An 18,951-nucleotide genomic window follows, 5' to 3' on the forward strand; every position below is an offset into this window, starting at 1 on the left:
ACGGTCCACCTGTGAATGGAGCTTGTGGAAGGTTCTATCCGGTTACGGGTTCCTTTCCCGCTAGCGGATAGAATGCTTACCTTCGCGGCAGGCGGCTATCCATTTCTCCGAAAAGCCGCTCGTATTCCCGCTGCAATCGATCGGCGTCCTCGTCATATCCCTGTTCGCGCAATAAGGGAATGAAATACCGCATCATTTGCATGGATATGGAGGCCTCCCGGTCCATGGCTCTGCCGGTTTCCGCATAAAAATCGAGCATTTCTACAGATCGATGGGATATTTCGTTGACTACATGCATGGCCTCTTCATCCATGCCTAATTCAAACAGCAAGGGTACCGATTGTCCGCTGGCCAAGTCGTAGGGGATGGCTTCGTGGGGAAACTTTTCCAGACTCAAGCGTAGCACATCTTCTGCCCGTTGCAAATCCTTTTCTTCCAATAAAGCGATCACAACGCTGTTCAATACGCTTCGGTGGTTGGAAGTAAACCGCCGAAATTCGTCGTCAAAATAATTACCCGGGTTATCCATGCCCCGGTAGGCAAAATTATTCATGACATTTTCGTAGGCCAGTTCGGTGTTCACCAGCTCCTCCTGGTTGTCGGGCTTTTGGATCGGCAATAGCCTGTAGGTAAGCCCTTCCATGACCACATGTTGGCTCATATCAAATCCAATCGTTGCCAGTGAGGTATTGTTGAAGTAAATGGGGCGCTCCCAGTTATTGGTGGCAATCAGATCCAGTAACATCAGCGTGCCTTTGGTGACGTAATTGCCCCGCAGCCGAATGGTTAATTGAGGAATTTGCAAATTTCGGAACGCTTCTGGCAAAATTCCCAGCGAGTCGACACGCTGCTGATCTATGGGTAGCGTGAGGTTTCGGGAAGGTACGGTATTGATGTTGCTGGATCGACTGCTCGAAAGTTTCAGCAGCTCGCTATTGTTTTTAAGTAATTTCAGGTAGTCAACCAGGGGCAGGCTTTCCAGGCGGTCGGTGATGTACAGGACATCGTTTGTGCCTTTTTTATAGTTTTCGTGCTGAAGGGTAAAGTCCAGGGCTGGCGATTCGTTGACCGGCCGTGCCATTTGTTTGACGTACCAGTCCGTATCAAAATAACTCAGCACGATCACCCGAACATCCGTGCGAAATCCTTCCACCTCCTGCACGTACCAAAGCGGGAAGGTATCGTTGTCTCCGCCAGTGAAGAGGATGGCGTTGGGTTCACAGGATGCCAGGAAATTACGGGCGGAATCCACCGAGAAAAACCTTCCGGATCGGTCATGGTCATTCCAGTTTTCTCCGGCCATCAAAATCGGTACAGGCAGGGAAATCAATGCCGCATACACGCCAGCCATGGCCATTCCTTTCTTAAGCTTCAGCAGTTGATGGCGGATAGCCAGCACACCAAATCCGATCCATATGGCAAAGGCGTAAAACGAGCCCACATAAATATAGTCCCTTTCTCGGGGTTCCACGGGAGGCGAATTCAGGTAGAGTACCAGCACTACCCCCATCATAAGGAAAAGCATCAATGTCAGCCAAAAAGACCTGGGGTCCAGTTTGGCCTGAAAAAACATACCAATTAGTCCTAGCAACAGTGGCAGCATCAAATAATTGTTATGCCCTTTATTCTCTTTAATGAATTCAGGAAAGTCCGTTTTTAGGCTGCTGAACAGGGTTAAGAAAGGAGCATCGCTAAAATCACTCTCCCGGCCGCTGAAATTCCACATAAAATAGCGAAAATACATGTGCCCCAACTGGTGATCGAGCATGAAATATATATTATCAAAAAAGGTGGGGTCTTCCCCTTCTCTCAGGCCCAGCTTGCTGCGGTAGATCTGCTTGTGCCGTTCCTGCGTGGAATAGATCCGCGGTAAAATGGTCGTCTTTTCCGGATCGTACGTGTTCTCCAACTGGTAGTCGACGATCTCGTATTTTTCGTCACCCTTGGCATATACTGGCGCTCCTTCGGTCTGATCGATCACGTCTGCAGTAAAATACTGCCCGTGAAGCAGGGGACGGTAGCCGTATTGCTCCCGCTTCAGGTAGCTGACAAAGCTGATAATGTCTCTGGGGTCGTTTTCGTTGATTACCGGATCCGCATTTGCCCGAATCACTATCAGTGCATAGGATCCGTATCCGATCAAGATAAAGGTCAGCGAAAGAAGAATGGTATTTAAAATTACCTTTCCGTGCCGATAGGAGTATACCACTGCGTAGGTAAGTCCACCCAAAAACAGCAACGCAAAGAAAACGATACCGGATCCAAACGGAAGCCCCAGACTGTTGACGAAAAATATCTCCAGTGAGCCAGCGATGCTTGGCAGACCGGGGATAATGATGTTATTAATGATCACCAGGGCCACACCACCCAACAAAAAGGCGATGATGCCGCCCTTGACCGTATGGTGGGTGTATTTCTTGAAGTAAACCACCAGGGCAAGTGCGGGCAGCGTAACCAGATTTAGTAGGTGGACGCCAATGGATAATCCCACCAGGTAGGCGATAAATATCATGTATTGGTTTTCGGCACGGGGATCGCGGATTACATCCCACTTTAAAAAAGCCCAAATGACAATGGCCGTAAAAAAGGAGGACATGGCGTACACTTCTGCCTCTACCGCAGAAAACCAAAAGCTATCCGAAAAGGTATACGCAAGGGCACCAATCAGTCCGGCACCCATCAGCGAGAGCGTTTGTTCTTTTGAAGGGTCTTCACCGGCACCGATACCATACAATTTTCTTCCCAATAGTGTAATGGTCCAGAATAGGAACAAAATGGTAAATGCGGAAAACAAGGCACTGCCCACGTTCATCCAGTAGGCTACATCCAACCCTTCTCCAAACGCCAGAAAGCCAAACATGCGGTAAATCAGTAGAAAAAACGGAGCTCCCGGAGGATGTGGGACTTGAAGTTTGTAGGCTACCGCAATGAATTCTCCGGGATCCCAAAAACTCGCCGTTTCCTCGATGGTAAACAGGTAGGTGATAAATGCAATAAGGAAGGCCGTCCAACCGGTTAGGTTGTTTACCCTGGTATATGTTGGCATGTGCTCGGATTATATTTGAAAAGCGAAAATAAAAAATTTATCAGGAATAACGGACGATTTAACGTTTTTTAAAAATCCAGCACGAGGGATTGCCCTTTTTTCGTCTCCACGGGCTTAGGTGAAAATATTTTTTTGTTTTTTTTTATGTCACACAATTCCAAAGGTTATTTTATAATAAAAAAAAATTATAAATTTTTTGGTTTGTAAATCGTCAAAATACCCAATTAAAGAAAGGAGAAATTGCGTTTGCCTTTTGTTCCGATCGATGCCTAAACAAATATTTTTAAAATATTTTTTATGTATTTTAAATACAATAAAATGATTTTTAAATTTTTTTATCTATCTTTATCCCGTCATAAAAAAACAGCAAAAAAATTTTTATTTTATGAGAAAGGCGATCAGCAAAAAACTAAAAGTAGGTATCGTAGGTACCGGAGGTATTGGCAGGGGCCTTGCCAAACTACTCGTGAGAAGGGAGGACATGCTCCTCTCTGGAATCGTGACCCGCCGGAAGGGGCGGATAGACGACCTCGGTGTGAGGCAGGATTATCTGACCACGGAGGTAGAAAAGGTGTTGGACGCGTCGGATCTAATCGTTGTCAGTACGGGCGATCCGATCTATTCTACCGAGGTAATACAAAAAGCGTTTGATTATAAATTACCTGTGGTGACCATGGATGCCGATACGCAGGTGGTCACCGGTTCGTGGCTTTCCCGTCGTGGAGTGATCACCGAGGCGAATGGAGACCAACCCGGCTGTTTGGCTGCATTGAATAAGGAAGTGGTCCAAATGGGTTTCGCTCCGTTGGTTTATGGGAATATCAAAGGATTTCTGAACCAAAACCCATCGCTCGAGGACATGTTGTTCTGGGCGCAGAAACAAGGCTACAGCTTGAGCTCGGTAACTTCTTTTACCGACGGAACGAAATTGCAAATAGAGCAGGCGTTGATTGCAAATGGGCTGGGCTTAGATATTGTGCAGCAGGGGTTGATAGGCTACGAGACCTCGGATTTTGAAAAAGGGGCATTTGCCTTGGGTGAAATAGCGCACAAGGAGAACAAGGTCATCAGTGACTACATTATCTCCAGGGAATCACCTCCGGGTGTGTTTATTACCGCCAGCCATCAGGAAGACCTGGCAGCAGAGCTCCGGACCTACAAAATGGGGGATGGTCCGTTTTACTTGCTGTACAAACCCATGCATCTCTGTTTCTTCGAAATACCCAACACGATTTTGAATCTTGTAAATCAGGGAGAGATTTTGCTCGACAACGGGGAAAGCCCGTCGATTAGCGTGGGTGCCATTGCAAAGAAGAACCTTTCTGCGGGTTCCATCATAGATAAAGGTATTGGGGGCATGGAAGTACGAGGGGAGGCTTTGGAAATCAAAGTCAATCCGGAGCATGTACCCATCGGCTTACTGAGTAAAGTTCAATTGAAACGGAACATTGAACAGGGAGAATTAATCACTTTTGACGATATCAATATACCGGATTCTCTGGCCTTAACTGCCTGGAAAAGTATTCTGGCAGAAAAGGATGTAAAGAAAGAGTCGGTTCGAAGGTAAGCTGTTAATTTTTTTATCTTATTGCTGTTTACAGATCCATTGGCCGGGATTGCATTTCATGTGGTTTTGGTCTAATGGGTCTGTTTTTTTTTTCTGCGATGAGTATACTAAAAAGCAGGGATTTCACCAGATATCTTTTTCAAAACGAAGAAATTACGGACATCCAGACCGATCCCTCCGTTAGGTGGAGTCAGCTATGGTACCAGTTCGAGGTGTTTTTTCGTTATTTTTGCAAATGCAGGAAATGGTCTTCCGTTCGGGATACTGAATTTTCCTGCTGTTTCGAAATTAATTGCAGGTAAACGTTGTTTACGGGTTAACTTAAACCATTTTCGATTTGAACCGGTATCTTTTATACAGTATCTTTTCATTGGCAACGCTGGCTATGCCACTGTCGCAGGCAGCTGGGCAGATGGAAGCAGTGACCCAAATTGGCGAATCGGAGAGTTCGTATTTGTTGCTGGACAAAGGGCTCCAATTCCGGATTACCGATGCCGTCAACAGCATGTATAATTTCGATTTTGAACAAGCTGAGCGAGGCTTTCAGGTGATGCGTTACACGTATCCGGAACACCCGCTGCCGTACTTTCTGATGGGACTGAGTCAGTGGTGGAAAATCACGGTAGCGACCGAAAACGAAAGTTACGACGCACTTTTTTTACGGTACATGGACCAAACCATCGAAAAAGCTGCAAAAATGTTGGAGGAAGACCCGGAAAACAAGGAGGCTGCTTTTTTTCTGGCCGGTGCTTACGGGTTTCAGGGAAGGCTGCACAGCGAACGAAAAAACTGGACGAGTGCTACCTTTGCTGGAAAAAATGCCCTCAAATACCTCGAACTAAGTAGGGGCGAGGAAGAGTTAAACCCCGAATTACTGCTTGGTGATGCACTGTTCAACTATTTTTCCGTATGGATTCCCGATAATTACCCCCTGCTACGCCCCGTCATGCTGCTTTTCCCAAAGGGAGATCAGCAGTTGGGACTACAGCAGTTGGAAGAAGTGGCCGAAAACTCCTTCTATGCCCGGGTGGAGGCCCAGTATTTTCTGTTTCGTCTCTATGCCTCGGAGGAAAAGCAACCTTTCAAGGCGCTGGAAATTACGGCCTACCTGCACGAAAAGTACCCCAACAATCCCTATTTCCACCGTTTTTTTGCCAGGCAGCTGTACGCAGTGGGGCGAGGAAAAGAAGCCATGGAGGTGTCTCTTGAAATCTTGAAACGCATAGAAGCAGGTTGGACCGGCTATGAGGCCAACAGCGGCCGGTACGCCTCCTTTTTTGCTGCGCAATATTTTGATCGGATGGGACAGGAAGAAATGGCCAGGAAGCATTACCTGGAGACCGTGGCTTTTGGCGACGAGCTTAATTCCCAGGAAAGTGGCTATTATTTATTTGCCCTGCTGCAGTTAGGTAAATTGGCCATAAATCAAGGGGACGGTGCCGAGGCGAGACGCTTTTTGGATGCGGTAAAAGCCAACGCCAAAAGAAGGCATCCGGCCCACAAAGAGGCACGAATTTTGTTGAAAGAGAATAAACTTTGACACACACTAAGGCGTTCTTGCAAAGGCTAATCGAGAGGAACGCTACCTTTTTTTAGAAATCACAAAACAGTAAGAGTAATAATTTTAATAAAATAGACAAATTAATAACAATATTTCGTCCTCACTTACGTTTTTTTCGTAAATGTCTTTAAAATAAACATAAATTAGATTACCTTTGTACCACATATAATTCGGTAAATTCTTTACAATATGGATAATAGCATAAAAGTCAAATTTGACAAAATCGACCGTAAAATTTTAGAGATTCTTCAGGCGAATGCAAAGATTACCAATGCACAGCTTTCAAAAGATATAGGTTTATCTCCCGCACCTACCCTGGAGCGGGTGAAAAAGTTGGAGCAGTCCGGGATTATCAAAAGCTACCACGCAAAATTGGATCCGGAAAAAATTGGCTTGGGCGTGAGTACCTTCGTGTTGGTTGGTCTGATCGGTCACAACAAAACAAATATTGATGCCTTTATGAAGGAAATCAATGAAATTCCGGAGGTAATCGAGTGCCACCACATCACCGGAACCGGGGATTTTATTCTGAAGATCATTTCCAAGGATATCAATTCGTACCAGAAATTGATGTTGGAGCAGGTTAGTGAAATCAAGGAAGTAGATTCCATGCAATCCATGGTGATTCTTTCTACCTTTAAGGACAGTAAAGTACTTCCCATACCCGCATAACGTAGTAGTGTACCAAATACATAGGGAGGGTGGCTGTCAGTCACCCTTTTTTTATTACAATTAAATTTTTTATAGCGATGAAAAATCCCTGGACAACCATCTCGACAAAAGAGGTGTACGACAATCCCTGGATACGTGTAGCAGAGCATCAGGTGATCACTCCTACCCAATCCAGGGGGATTTATGGAACCGTTCGTTTCAAAAATCGGGCCGTGGCGATCGTTCCACTCGACCGGGAGCTGCATACCTGGATAGTGGGGCAATACCGCTACACCCTTGATGAATATTCCTGGGAAATTCCCATGGGGGGCGGTCCTCTGGAAGAAGATGTTCTGGATAGCGCCAAGCGGGAGTTGAAAGAAGAAACGGGCCTTACGGCGGGAAAATGGAGCGAACTGATGAAAATTCATACATCAAATTCCGTAACCGATGAGGTTGGTTTTGTGTTTATTGCGGAAGAGTTGGTTCCGGGTGAGACGGAGTTTGATCCCACCGAGGACCTGCAAGTGCGCAGGTTACCTTTTGCGGATGTACTTCGAATGGTGATGGAAGGCGAGATTACCGATGGCATCAGTGTTGCCGCTGTTCTAAAAACGGCCATTCGATTAAAAATGAGTTAATTTTACGTCATGCGCTTTTCGGCATACAAAGAAGATTTTACGACCACCTTTTCCTTGGCATACCCCGTAATGCTCAGTCAGTTGGGGCAGGTGATGGTGGGGGTCGCAGACAACGTGATGGTCGGAAGGCTCGGCGCAGTTCCCCTTGCTGCAGCATCACTTGCCAATAGCATTTTTTTTCTAATCCTGATGTTTGGAATTGGAATTTCGATGGCGGTCACGCCAATGGTCGCCGCCGCAGATGGGGAAGGTAAAACGGGTAAAATAGGCCGTTACCTGAGCCATGGCTTCGTTATCAACGGCTTTGCTTCCCTGGTATTGTTCTTGGTTATCCTGGGACTTTCTCCCGGATTGAAATGGCTGGGGCAACCCGAAGAAGTCGTTGTTTTGGCAATTCCTTACCTATTGATCATTACTTTTTCGCTGGTTCCCTTCATGTTTTTTCAAACGTACAAGCAATTTATTGAAGGACTTTCCCAGACCAAACAAGCCATGTACATCACGGTGCTCTTTAATCTGGTAAACGTGGGACTCAACTGGCTTTTGATCTACGGAAAGTGGGGCTTTCCGGAGCTTGGATTGAACGGAGCCGGCTGGGCTACCCTGGTATCGCGTATCCTGATGGCGTTTGCGATTTACATGTACGTCACGCGTTCCGGTAGGTATACCCGGATGTTGCGCAGTTTTCAATTAAAAAATCTCCGATTTGCTATTCTTAAAAAAATGCTGCGTATCGGTATTCCTACCGGATTGCAGTTTGTCTTTGAAGTAGGCGCATTCAGCACGGCTGCCATTATGATGGGCTGGATCGGGATAAATGCCCTCGCTGCCCATCAGATAGCCATCAACCTGGCCTCGGTGAGCTACATGATGGCCTCGGGCTTATCGGCCGCCGCCATGGTGCGCGTGGGAAACCAATTGGGAAAGAATGACATTGCCCGGTTGCGGCAGGTCGGCTTTACGATTTTCGGAATGGTAGCCGTTTTCATGGCTGTATTTGCCCTGTTTTTTTTACTTTTTAGAAATTACTTGCCCTTGCTCTACATTGACGAGCGGCCCGTCATCGAGATGGCGGCCACCCTGCTCATCATTGCCGGCTTTTTTCAGGTATCCGACGGACTGCAAGTGGTGGGGCTGGGAGCGCTTAGAGGTCTTTCCGATGTCAAAGTCCCCACCCTCGTCACCTTGGTAGCCTATTGGGTGATCGGACTGCCGCTGGGCTATGTGCTGGCTTTTTACCTGGAGTGGAACGAGCTGGGTATATGGATCGGCTTGTTGACAGGGCTTACCCTGACGGCCATAATGCTGATTTATCGGTTTCATTCCTTAAGTTTGCGCCTGTACCGGCAATCCTTGCAAAAGCAATCCAGTCCGGCTTGAAATTTTGAAACAAACATTTCCAATCTCATGCAAGCTACCCATTGTTACATCGTTACTGGGGCAAGTAAAGGCCTCGGAAAAGCACTCGCCGACCGCTTGATCCAACATCCAAAAAACCGGGTAATTGGAATCGCCAGATCATTCATGGAGCCAAAGCCCAATTTTACCGGGCTGGAGCTAGACCTGGCCGATTCCGAAGCCTTGCTGAAGAACACCGCAGGTATTTTCCCGGAGGGGCCATTTGACAGGGTCTGTCTGATTAACAATGCGGGCTGGATCGGAGACATTGCCCACAATGGATACATTGATCCCGAAGCCATCCGTCAGATTTACCTGGTAAATGTGATTGCCCCCGCCTTGCTCATGAATGAATTTATGAAACAATACGACCGCCTTGATGGGGAAAAACTGATCATCAATATCAGTTCAGGAGCGGCAAGCAAGGTCATGGACGGTTGGTCGGGGTACAGCGCCTCCAAAGCGGCCCTTAACCAGATGACAGCGGTGGCCCAACACGAATCAGATCTGAAAAACAGGGGCTTTTCCTTGTATGCACTTTCGCCGGGAATCATCGATACACCCATGCAAGAAGCCATCCGTTCGGCTTCGAAGGATAGTTTTACCAATCTGGAAAAATTTCAATCGTTCAAAACCGAGGGTAGCTTGGATTCGCCCGAGTCCGTCGCCGATAAGGTGCTTCATTTGATAGCGCATTTTCGGGACTTTCCAGAGGTACTGCAAGATGTTAGAAAATTTTAGGCGATTGGTTTTTTGGAAAATCGTACAACCAAAAGGAAGCGTTTTTTCGACCGATTTCTTCCCAGCGGCTGCAAAGGAACTGGAATCCGAAAACGGCTGCGGTAGGGAGGTTATCCAGCCTTTCTCCCAGCGAGTTTATCAAATCGGTGAGGCCCGGATTGTGCCCGAAAACAAACAAGCAGGCAATCCGGTCGGGTGTCTGACGGATGCAGTTCAGGATGTTTCCGGAAGTCGCATGGTACAACGCTCCGGTTTTTTCAAATTCCGGCTCTAGTCTGGCAAATTCTTCCAGAAAGCGTTCGGCGGTTTGCACGGCCCGCACCGCATCGGAGCTGAGTATTTTTTCCGGAAAAATTCGGTTTCCGAGCAATCGTTTGGCCATCCGGGGAGCGTCTCGTTCCCCTCTCGCTGCTAAGGGACGTTGGTGATCCGAAAGTAAGGGATGGTCCCAGGAGGACTTGGCATGGCGGACAAGCAATAGCTTTTTCATGATTATTGGCGTTCAACGATTCCCCGAAAATTCTGCAAGGCAGGCTGGATCAAATTTGATATATTTGTTCGCAACCAGTTTTCTAAGTTAGATGAATATTTTGAAAATGCGAAGCTTTGGGTTTTGGTCGATGGCAGTGAGTGTGCTCCTGAGTTGCCAAACATCTCCCTCTGGAAATCAAGGAGCCGGTGAGGATTGGCCGGTTTATCTGGGAAGTAAAGGCAGTTCCCAGTATTCGACCCTAAATCAGATCAACAAGTCCACGGTGAAAGGACTTGCGCTAGCCTGGGAATACCGAACCGGCGATTTGGGTGAAAAGGGAAACACACAGATTCAATGCAATCCACTGATCATCGATGGGGTTTTGTACGGAACCAGCCCCCGATTAAAAGCCTTTGCGGTAGACGCTGCGACCGGAAAGGAACGTTGGGAATTCGATCCCAACAAAACCTTTGAGATCGGAGGAAGCGTCAACCGGGGCATGATGTTTTGGGAGTCCGGCGAGGAAACCCGTCTGTTTTACTCTGCTGGTCCGTATTTATTTGCGCTGGATCCCAAAAACGGGGAGCTGATCCCGGAGTTTGGAGACGGTGGAAAGGTCTCCTTGAACGAAGGTTTGGGCGATTGGGCCCGTGATCGCTATGTAATTTCTTCCACACCGGGTGTCATTTATAAGAACAAACTTATTCTGGGAACGCGGGTATCGGAAAACTCCGACGCTGCCCCGGGTTACATACGCGCATTCGATGTACGTACCGGTAAGATCGACTGGGTGTTTCATACCATTCCCAAGCCGGGGGAGTATGGTCACGATACCTGGCCCGAAGGAGCCCATGAGTCCGCCGGCGGGGCCAATAGCTGGGCAGGCATGAGTTTGGATGAAGCCAACGGAATGGTTTACATCCCCACGGGTTCGGCTGCTTTTGATTTCTGGGGTGGCAATCGACTGGGGGAAAACTTGTTTGCCAACTCCCTGATTGCCCTAAATGCAGAAACCGGAGAGCGCATCTGGCATTACCAAACGGTACGACACGATGTTTGGGACCGGGATTTGCCCGCCCCACCCAACTTGGTCACCATCAAAAAAGAGAACAGGGAGATTCCGGCGGTGGCCCAAATCACCAAAACGGGTAGGGTATTCGTGTTTGACCGGGCTACCGGCGAGCCCATCTATCCCATCGAAGAGGTCCCCGTGCCTCCATCCAGCCTGGAAGGCGAGGAAGTCTGGGACAGCCAGCCCCTACCTTTGGTACCGCCACCATTTTCCAGACAGGTTTTTACCGAGGAGGAGGTGACGAACATCTCTCCGGAAGCCGAAGCTTACGTACGTGAAAGGATCCAGGGACTTAATTTTGGGCATACGTTTACGCCCCCAAGCAGCGAGGGCACCGTGGTTTTTCCCGGATTCGATGGAGGAGGAGAATGGGGTGGTGCAGCCTACGATCAGGAATCCGGACGCTTGTACGTCAATGCCAACGAAATGCCTTGGATATTGACCATGGTTCCAACGCTGGGAGCAAATGTTTCTCTGGGGAAATCGGCGTACGTTACCCATTGCGGCATGTGTCACGGGCCTCAGCGAGACGGAGACCCTTCGGGTGCTTTTCCCTCGCTTCTGGAAGTTGGGGAGCGGTTGACCAAAGAGGAGATCGGTAGCATCATTGCGAAAGGAAAGGGCCGCATGCCTGCTTTTCAACACCTGAAGCCCGAAATCCGCGAAGCCCTGGTGAACTATTTGTTGGAACCGGATAACATCCAGGACAGCCATAACCGGGGTGCTGAATCCAATCTTTCCGCCGTACCCTATACCACGACGGGATACAATCGCTTTTTTGATCAGGAAGGATACCCAGCGGTCAAGCCTCCATGGGGAACCCTGAATGCCATTGACCTCAACAAAGGGAGTATCGCCTGGACCGTTCCGCTGGGCGAATTTCCGGAATTAACTGCCCGGGGCATTCCCCAAACCGGAACCGAAAATTACGGCGGACCGGTAGTCACTGCCGGAGGACTGGTCTTTATAGCTGCTTCTAAGGATGAATATTTCCGGGCCTTTGATAAGGAAACCGGCGAAGAACTGTGGAAGTACAAATTACCGGCAGGAGGCTATGCAACTCCTGCCGTGTACGCGGTGGATGGCAAGCAATACGTAGTCATTGCTGCCGGAGGTGGCAAAATGGGCACCCCTTCCGGAGATTATTACCTGGCTTTTAGTCTGAATGAATGAGGTTAGGGTAGGGGCGTACCTTTTGGCGATTTCGGCACAAAAGGCTCGTTGGCATAGGTTTCCGGTAGCACCTTCACACCCGTTGTAAATTTGAGCGGAGCGTCTCCGGCATAGGTTAACTCCACAAAATGTCCGGTCCAGCCCTTTTCGGGACTGCTCAGCGGTATGCGGTAGTTGCCGTTTTCTGTAAGAGGAATGGTGGTGGATGTCCATTCAGGACCTAACTCGTCTATTCGGAAATCCCTTTTACTGGGGTTGGTAGCTACCCATAGTTTGACCGATGCCGGAGGATTGTTCGGGTCTGTTTGTACGAGGATGGCTTCGTCGGTTACCTCCCAGCTGTACTGGGGCCGTTGCTGATCGGCCAAAATTTGTGCATAAAAACCAAGCATAACCTGAATGGCGTCCGATCCATCCAGGGAGTGTCCCGCATTGGGGATATAGGCCAGGTGCTTTTCTCCCGTAAGCTCGCTCCAATAAAATTTCCAACTGTCCGGTAAGAAAAACTGGTCACCGGTGGCATTGATCAGCAGTTTAGGGATCTCCCGGTACTCGTCCAGAAATTGATAGGGTTCGACGATTTCCTGCAATCGTGCAAACTCCCGGCTATTGATCCAATCGAAGATCCCTTCCCGCGTGTAGTCGTCCACTGCCGGTGCCCAAAAACCGTAGCTTTGCCAGTGGTGCATAAACGACGGTTGTAAGTTTAGCATATCAATGACAATGGGCACCATGCCAACCACCCGGTCATCTACTGCCGCTGTGGTCCAGGTTGTCCAGCCTCTCTTGGAGGCTCCGGCAACTACATACTTTTCCAGACTTAGGTCAAGGTTTTTGCTTCCGAAATCAACGACAGCATCCATGGCGGAAACAACAGCTTCCGTCATCGGAAATCGCGCCAACCATGTCGCGGCTTCGTCAGTGGCCCCCCGCTCCATAAATTCCCGCCATCCGTAGGCGATCAAACCGTCTTCCGTCCGTTTTTCCGCCAGGCTATCTCCCACGTACTGTACCGGCTGGAAAGGGATGTTGTGAACCTTGATTACCGGAGAACCGGTGAGTAAGGAGGCTTCAAGAATCAATTCATCCGGGTTTTCCGGTAATTTAGTTCCACTGCTTCCCCCGCTTATGACCATCAGGGAAGTTTCGTACTTCAGTTCCTTTGGAATAACAAAGGACACGTAATGCCACCAGGTAGTCGGACTGACCTCCGATTGGCCCAACCAGTTTTGTGAAGTCATCTTCAAAACATAGTACGCGTGGGTCTCTTCCTGTTGTTCGTGCACCAGTTCGTAGGTGAATGCTTCCTGGTTTTTGGCTACATAAGACTTTAGCAGGTCAATGCCCTTTGTAGTGGATACGGCTGTTTGCTGATCCGATTTGGGTTGGCACTGAACCGCCAGTACGGTAAAAAAAAGATAGGCCAGCAATCGTGCTGGTTTTTGTAGAGGGTTCGCTAAACGAGGCATAAGCAAGTTAATTGTATAGGTAAACTACCTGTAAAACAGGAAAAGGACTACTAGTAAAACGGTCCTTCTTCCAAAATGATCTCCATTTCTGGGCGGTGTTGGCGCAAGGCTTCAATCACGGCCTCGCTGATGGGTGTGCCAAAGAGGTATACTTTCTTTAGGTTTGGAAAGGAAAGCAGGTGCAACAGGTGTCCATCTTCCAGTGGGGTAAAGGAAAGATTGAGTTCTTCCAGCGCAGGTATATCGCTCAGGTACGGCAAACCTTCCCCAGTGATCGCTGTTTTTTGAAGGACCAGGCGTCGGAGTTGACTCATTTTTCCGATGAAAAACAAGGCGTCATCGCTGACATCACTTGAGGCCAAGGAGACCCGTGAAAAGTACGGGAAATACCCGGAGAATTGCTGCAATTCCTCACTGCCAAAGGATGCCGGTGGGAATTTCATTTTCATCCCAAAATACTTCCCATTTGCCAGATCGTCCGGAATGATTTCGATACCCGTTTCCGATGCCAGTTCCGCTAATTCGCGTTGGGCTGCCTCAAAGGCTTCTTTTTCCGCTATAATTTTGTGCTGCGCACGCAGAATATCCGGCATGAGTTGCTCCAGCTGTGCTAAAATGCTATCGTTGGTTATTTGGCCCAGTCGCAATTCCTCCGAGGCGCCGGATTCTACCCAGAAGTGTAGCAAGCTAATTTCCGTTTCGGTAAGACCCGGTTTCCCGTCCGGGGGCATGCGCTCGTCGTCCTCTTCGGGCAAAAGCACGCGCTGTAACAGTTCGCTACCGGCTGCATCCCCTGGGATCACCGCCTTTTTTTTGCTTTTGCCCGCTTGTAGCAGGGCAGTATGGCTGGTGAGGAGCAGATCGCCTTTGGACTTATTCTGGTTGTGGCAATTTGCACAACGCGTTTCAAGAATCGTTGCCAGCACATCTCCGTACAGGAGCATTTCTTCCGGAGTTTTCGCAGGCGTTGTGGCGGGCAAAAGGGCCTTCAGGGGTTCGGACAAATAGCTCTCTCCGTGCGTCAACGACCCCCCAACATGGCTGGTGTAAGCCAGAGACGCATTGGTAAGGAGCAGAAAACCAAAAAAAAGCGGGGTAGGCGCTTTTTTCGAGCGAACCTGCCCTTCGTACAGGAAAGCCGTTACGGACACAAAGGTTCCGGTAAGGAGTGCACCATAGAAATGACTGCTCACCAGTGGGCCGGAGTAGGCTTCGGAGACGGATAGTAGGTACCCGGCAAGGATAGCTAAAAAGGAAAACAGCATCGAGGCCCCCAGCAGACCACGGAGGAGCAGGGGATTCACGAATGCTGGTTTTAGGAGGGCCAAAAGGAATAGCACCGTGACCAACAGAATCAATACGATTGGAAAATGAAGCACGAGGGGGTGAAATCTCCCCAAAACTACCCAAAAGGGGTTTTGTGGATCCAGTGAAAACGGTGCCAGATACAGGGATCCGTAGACGGCCACTGTCAAAAGCGAAAACCCTGCAACAGTCCAGGAGGCAAGGAATCGTACCGGGGGTAGCGTTTTCGGTTTTTGGTTATTCATAGGTAATCCTGCAAACAGAAATAGTTTTTCCTGTCGGTTTTTCGGCAAGCTTCTGCTGAATGGTTAAAAATCTCAGGCAAGGATGGAGGATAGGGTTCCGGTACTGTCTGCAAATGTTTCTTTTTCGACGCCCACCGCCTGCATCCAGCTGGTATACAGATTGGCCAGGGGGGTATTTTCCTCGTAGATAAGGTTTTGGCCTGATTTGATTTTTTTACCTCCATGGCCGCCGACGATGATGGGCAAATCACGTGGAGAATGCCGATTGCCATCCCGCAAGCCCGAAGCAAACATCACCAGCGAATTGTCTAGCAAGGTTCCGTTTCCTTCTTTTATGGACTTAAGCTTATCGAGGAAGTAGGCATACTGCTCGAGGTGCCAGCGGGTTATGCGGTCGTATTGTTCCAGTTTTTCCGGGTGATTCATGTGGTGGGAAAGGGAATGGTGGGCACCGCTCACCCCTTCCAAAAAGGAAAAATTACGGTTGCTTACGGAGTTGCCAAACATGAAAGTTGACACCCTGCTGGCATCACTCCAAAATGCCAGCGCCATGATGTCGAACATCAGGCGTGTTTTTTCGGTAATGTCTACACCTCCGTAGACCTCCACGTACTCATCGATGTTTTGGTTTACCCGAACCAATTCTTTCTTTATATCCGGTGTAATGTTACTGGCAAAATCCTTCAGATGGGAGGGGTTGTTGATTCGCTTTTCAATGGATCGGATGGATTCCAGGTATTCCTCCAGCTTGTCTTGATCGGAGCGACCCAGGTTATTTTTCAGCGATTTCGCATCTTCCAGTACGGCATCCAGGATACTGCTTTTAAAGGGATTTTCGGTGGCTTTGTTGCCCGGCACAAAGGATTTGAATAGCCGGTCAAAGGCCAATCGCGGATCAATTTCCTTGGACAAGGGGGTGGTGGCGTTTTTCCAGGAAATACTACTGGCATAGAGGCGGGTAAATCCCACGTTAATATCCACGCCGGTTTGAATCCGGTCCAGACCATATTCCAGGGAAGGAAAGAGTGTCTGTCCATTGAAATGGTTTGCGAGGACCTGATCGATCGATATTCCCCCGCTATTTATATTGTCCCCAGCTGTCTTTTGTATGGGTAGGCAGGTAAGTAAATTGGCGGTTTTGGCATAATGGCCATCGGCTCCCTGAAATATGGAATGCTTGTTCATCAGTTGGCCAAGCACCAAAATATCGTCTTTGAGGTGTGCAAGGGGACTGAGGGTGGGAGAAAGTGTGAAATCTCTGCCAATTCCTTCGGGTGTCCACCTTCCGGGATGCACCCCATTGGGCATAAACAGAAAGGAGGACCGAACAGGAAAACCATCGTTGCTGTACCTTGCGCCCAGGCTAAGCGGAGATGCCATGGCCTCCAAAAAGGGTAGGGCAATGGCAGCACCGACCCCTTTGAGCATTCTTCTTCTGGAAATGTGCCACTTTTTATTCATAATGTATAAGTTACGTATTTTACACGCGTAAAGTCAATGGTTTTCAATCAATTTCATTTACCTTTTTCTGAAAATCTTTGATTTTCATTCGAAACGGATAGCTCTGCACCAATTCGCTAAGGAATGCATCCGGATTGAATTGATTTTCCATTAGCGTGGCGGTCAAATCCCGAATGGCGGTCTCGTCTGTAAATGTCATCCCCCGGCCAATCGCAAAGGAAAGTGCTTTTTTTGAAAGGTTTCTGGCAAATTTTTCTTTTTCTTCCAATAGCAGACGTTTCAGTTCGGCCGGTCCATCGAAGGTTTCTCCGGTGGCAAGGACACCGGAGGGGTCGATGGGGGTGTTGCCATAGCTTTCCCGCCACTTGCCATCGGCACCGAAATTTTCCAGGCCAAGGCCGAGGGGATCCATTTTCTCGTGACAGGATTGACAGGCAGGGTCGGAGCGGTGTTTTTCCAAAAGGGCCTTTAATCCAAGTTCTTCGTGCAATCCTTCGTCTTCCGGAAGTTCCGCCACATCCGGTGGCGGAGGTGGAGGGGACGTCCCCAATAGCTCTTCCAATACCCATTTGCCCCGAAGTACCGGGCTGGTTCGTGTGGGTAGGGAGGTTACCGCCTGCACGCTACCCATGCCGAGAAACCCTCCACGGTTTCCATCGGTAAGCCGTACTTTCTGGAAGTCATTTCCGGAAACACCCGCTATTCCGTAATACCTGGCAAGGGGTTCGTTTAGAAAGGAATACTCGCTGCTGATCAGGTGCAGGAAATTTTTTTCTTCGGTAAGCACGTGGTGAAAAAAAGCCGTGGTCTCACGAAACATGGCTTCGCGTATCGGAGGGGTGAATTCCGGAAATTTTACCTGATCTGCAAGTGGCGCATTTGGGTCTTTTAACCGGGTAATCCCCAGCCATTGGCTTACAAATGATTCGGAAAAACGTATGGATTTGGGGTCCTGAAGCATGCGTTTTACCTGTGCATCCACCACCTGAGGGTCCTGCAGTTTACCAGCCACTGCCAGTTGAAACAAGGTATCATCCGGCATGCTGGACCATAAAAAATAGGACAGTCTGCTGGCCAGCTCAAAATCACCCAGAGGTACCGGCTCGTTGCCGACGGGCTCCTCCTCCATTTTATATAAAAACGAAGGGGAAATTAGAATGGCCTTGAATACTTCCGCTACCGATTGATCGAAGCGAAGGGGGTCGGACTTTTCCGGCATGGACGCATAGATCTTGCCGAAAAGATCCAGGAATTTTTCTTTCTCCTCAACTTTGATCAAGCGTCGAAAAGCCTTGCTTGCAAACGGGAAAATGACCTTTTCTGCCGCTTTTTCCGGTGGATTCAGGGGCTCGAAGTCTGCCATGAACTTTGGCGCAAGCCAGTTTATAAAACGTTGCCAAAGGTTTTGCTGGTAGGGGACAGGCACGAGGTTGGCCCATTTTGAGGGATCTTCGAATGCACGTGTTACAATTTCTTCTGCGGCATCGTAATACCGCTCCATTTTCAGGGGCGTAAAAAACAACGAGCCTCCCTGATTGTCAAAACCACCACCTCCGGATCCATCGGCGGGAAACCTGCTAACCGCATCGTAAGAGATCCCCATTAAATCCTGCACCGTGTATTGGTATTCGGTATGGCTGAGTCGGCGAATCACGACCTTACCGGGCGTTTTCTTTTCGAGGGATTTGATCAGAATTCCGTTGATTCCTTCCACCAACACATGGTATTCTTCTTCCTTGAGTGGAGGTTTGTTGGAAGGAGGCATTTCCTTCGTTCGTACCTGATCTACCACCTTGAGCCAAAGTTGACCGTCTTTGATGATTCGTCCTTCTTCTTCGTAGCGTTCCAGGTTTACTCCCCCCTTAGGGTTTCCTACATTGTGGCAGGAATAACAATTCTTTTTAAGGACGGGGATGATTTCCGTGGCATAGTCCAGGGTTTCCTGCGAAAAGGCAGTCGAAATACTAAGGAATGACAAAACTAGCCAGGTACACGCTTTCATCGTAGCAATAGGTATTCTTTGGGCATCTTGGAATTTTTCAGAGGAAAGTAACTAAAAATATCCAATAATTCCAATCCCATTTTGATAGATGGTCATGCGGGAGCATCTTTCTTCCTGGTCAGGAGAGCGGCAAGCGTCGGGAGTACG

13 protein-coding genes are annotated in these 18,951 nt (G+C 48.7%); 7 read left to right on the forward strand and 6 right to left on the reverse strand.

The window, feature by feature from the left end:
- Positions 1-76: 76 nt before the first annotated feature.
- The gene (locus GCU44_RS02285; RefSeq protein ID WP_154853243.1) at positions 77-3,046 is read right to left on the reverse strand and encodes a glycosyltransferase family 117 protein; all 2,970 of its coding nucleotides are present in this window, start codon (positions 3,044-3,046) and stop codon (positions 77-79) included.
- Between the two features lie 385 nt (positions 3,047-3,431).
- Here GCU44_RS02285 and GCU44_RS02290 point away from each other — a divergent pair, with 385 nt between their 5' ends.
- The 6 genes from GCU44_RS02290 to GCU44_RS02315 all read left to right on the forward strand — a co-directional run bounded on the left by GCU44_RS02290 (position 3,432) and on the right by GCU44_RS02315 (position 9,605).
- Positions 3,432-4,613 (forward strand): NAD(P)-dependent oxidoreductase, encoded by a 1,182-nt coding sequence (locus GCU44_RS02290; RefSeq protein WP_154853246.1) that lies wholly within the window; start codon positions 3,432-3,434, stop codon positions 4,611-4,613.
- Between the two features lie 385 nt (positions 4,614-4,998).
- Positions 4,999-6,153 carry a tetratricopeptide repeat protein gene (locus tag GCU44_RS02295; RefSeq protein WP_154853418.1) on the forward strand — a complete coding sequence of 385 codons (1,155 nt, stop codon included), beginning with the start codon at positions 4,999-5,001 and terminating at the stop codon, positions 6,151-6,153.
- 210 nt (positions 6,154-6,363) lie between these two features.
- A complete protein-coding gene (locus tag GCU44_RS02300) occupies positions 6,364-6,846 on the forward strand; it encodes an Lrp/AsnC family transcriptional regulator (RefSeq protein WP_092175568.1) in 483 nt (160 codons plus the stop codon).
- 77 nt (positions 6,847-6,923) lie between these two features.
- Positions 6,924-7,466 (forward strand): NUDIX domain-containing protein, encoded by a 543-nt coding sequence (locus GCU44_RS02305; RefSeq protein WP_092175572.1) that lies wholly within the window; start codon positions 6,924-6,926, stop codon positions 7,464-7,466.
- A gap of 9 nt (positions 7,467-7,475) precedes the next feature.
- A complete protein-coding gene (locus GCU44_RS02310) occupies positions 7,476-8,846 on the forward strand; it encodes an MATE family efflux transporter (RefSeq protein ID WP_154853249.1) in 1,371 nt (456 codons plus the stop codon).
- 27 nt (positions 8,847-8,873) lie between these two features.
- Positions 8,874-9,605 carry an SDR family NAD(P)-dependent oxidoreductase gene (locus tag GCU44_RS02315; protein ID WP_154853252.1) on the forward strand — a complete coding sequence of 244 codons (732 nt, stop codon included), beginning with the start codon at positions 8,874-8,876 and terminating at the stop codon, positions 9,603-9,605.
- Here GCU44_RS02315 and GCU44_RS02320 read toward each other — a convergent pair.
- Complete coding sequence (locus tag GCU44_RS02320) at positions 9,592-10,095, reverse strand: SixA phosphatase family protein (RefSeq protein ID WP_154853255.1); 504 nt, start codon at positions 10,093-10,095, stop codon at positions 9,592-9,594. The two genes, GCU44_RS02315 and GCU44_RS02320, sit on opposite strands and share 14 nt — an antisense overlap.
- Positions 10,096-10,186: 91 nt before the next feature.
- Here GCU44_RS02320 and GCU44_RS02325 point away from each other — a divergent pair, with 91 nt between their 5' ends.
- Positions 10,187-12,322 carry an outer membrane protein assembly factor BamB family protein gene (locus GCU44_RS02325; RefSeq protein ID WP_241684808.1) on the forward strand — a complete coding sequence of 712 codons (2,136 nt, stop codon included), beginning with the start codon at positions 10,187-10,189 and terminating at the stop codon, positions 12,320-12,322.
- A gap of 2 nt (positions 12,323-12,324) precedes the next feature.
- On the opposite strand, the gene GCU44_RS02330 is transcribed toward GCU44_RS02325, so the two are convergent.
- From GCU44_RS02330 to GCU44_RS02345, 4 genes are all read right to left on the reverse strand, one after another.
- Entirely contained in the window at positions 12,325-13,752 is a 1,428-nt protein-coding gene (locus GCU44_RS02330) for a PhoPQ-activated pathogenicity-related family protein (RefSeq protein WP_241684809.1), read from the reverse strand.
- Between the two features lie 89 nt (positions 13,753-13,841).
- Positions 13,842-15,341 carry a c-type cytochrome domain-containing protein gene (locus tag GCU44_RS02335; protein ID WP_241684810.1) on the reverse strand — a complete coding sequence of 500 codons (1,500 nt, stop codon included), beginning with the start codon at positions 15,339-15,341 and terminating at the stop codon, positions 13,842-13,844.
- Between the two features lie 72 nt (positions 15,342-15,413).
- Positions 15,414-16,802, reverse strand: coding sequence for a DUF1552 domain-containing protein (locus tag GCU44_RS02340; protein WP_154853261.1), 1,389 nt, complete (start codon positions 16,800-16,802; stop codon positions 15,414-15,416).
- Between the two features lie 43 nt (positions 16,803-16,845).
- Positions 16,846-18,804 carry a DUF1592 domain-containing protein gene (locus tag GCU44_RS02345; RefSeq protein WP_154853264.1) on the reverse strand — a complete coding sequence of 653 codons (1,959 nt, stop codon included), beginning with the start codon at positions 18,802-18,804 and terminating at the stop codon, positions 16,846-16,848.
- Positions 18,805-18,951 lie beyond the last annotated feature (147 nt).

It is taken from the genome of Cyclobacterium xiamenense (genome assembly GCF_009467825.1).
GTDB classification, from domain to species: domain Bacteria; phylum Bacteroidota; class Bacteroidia; order Cytophagales; family Cyclobacteriaceae; genus Cyclobacterium; species Cyclobacterium xiamenense.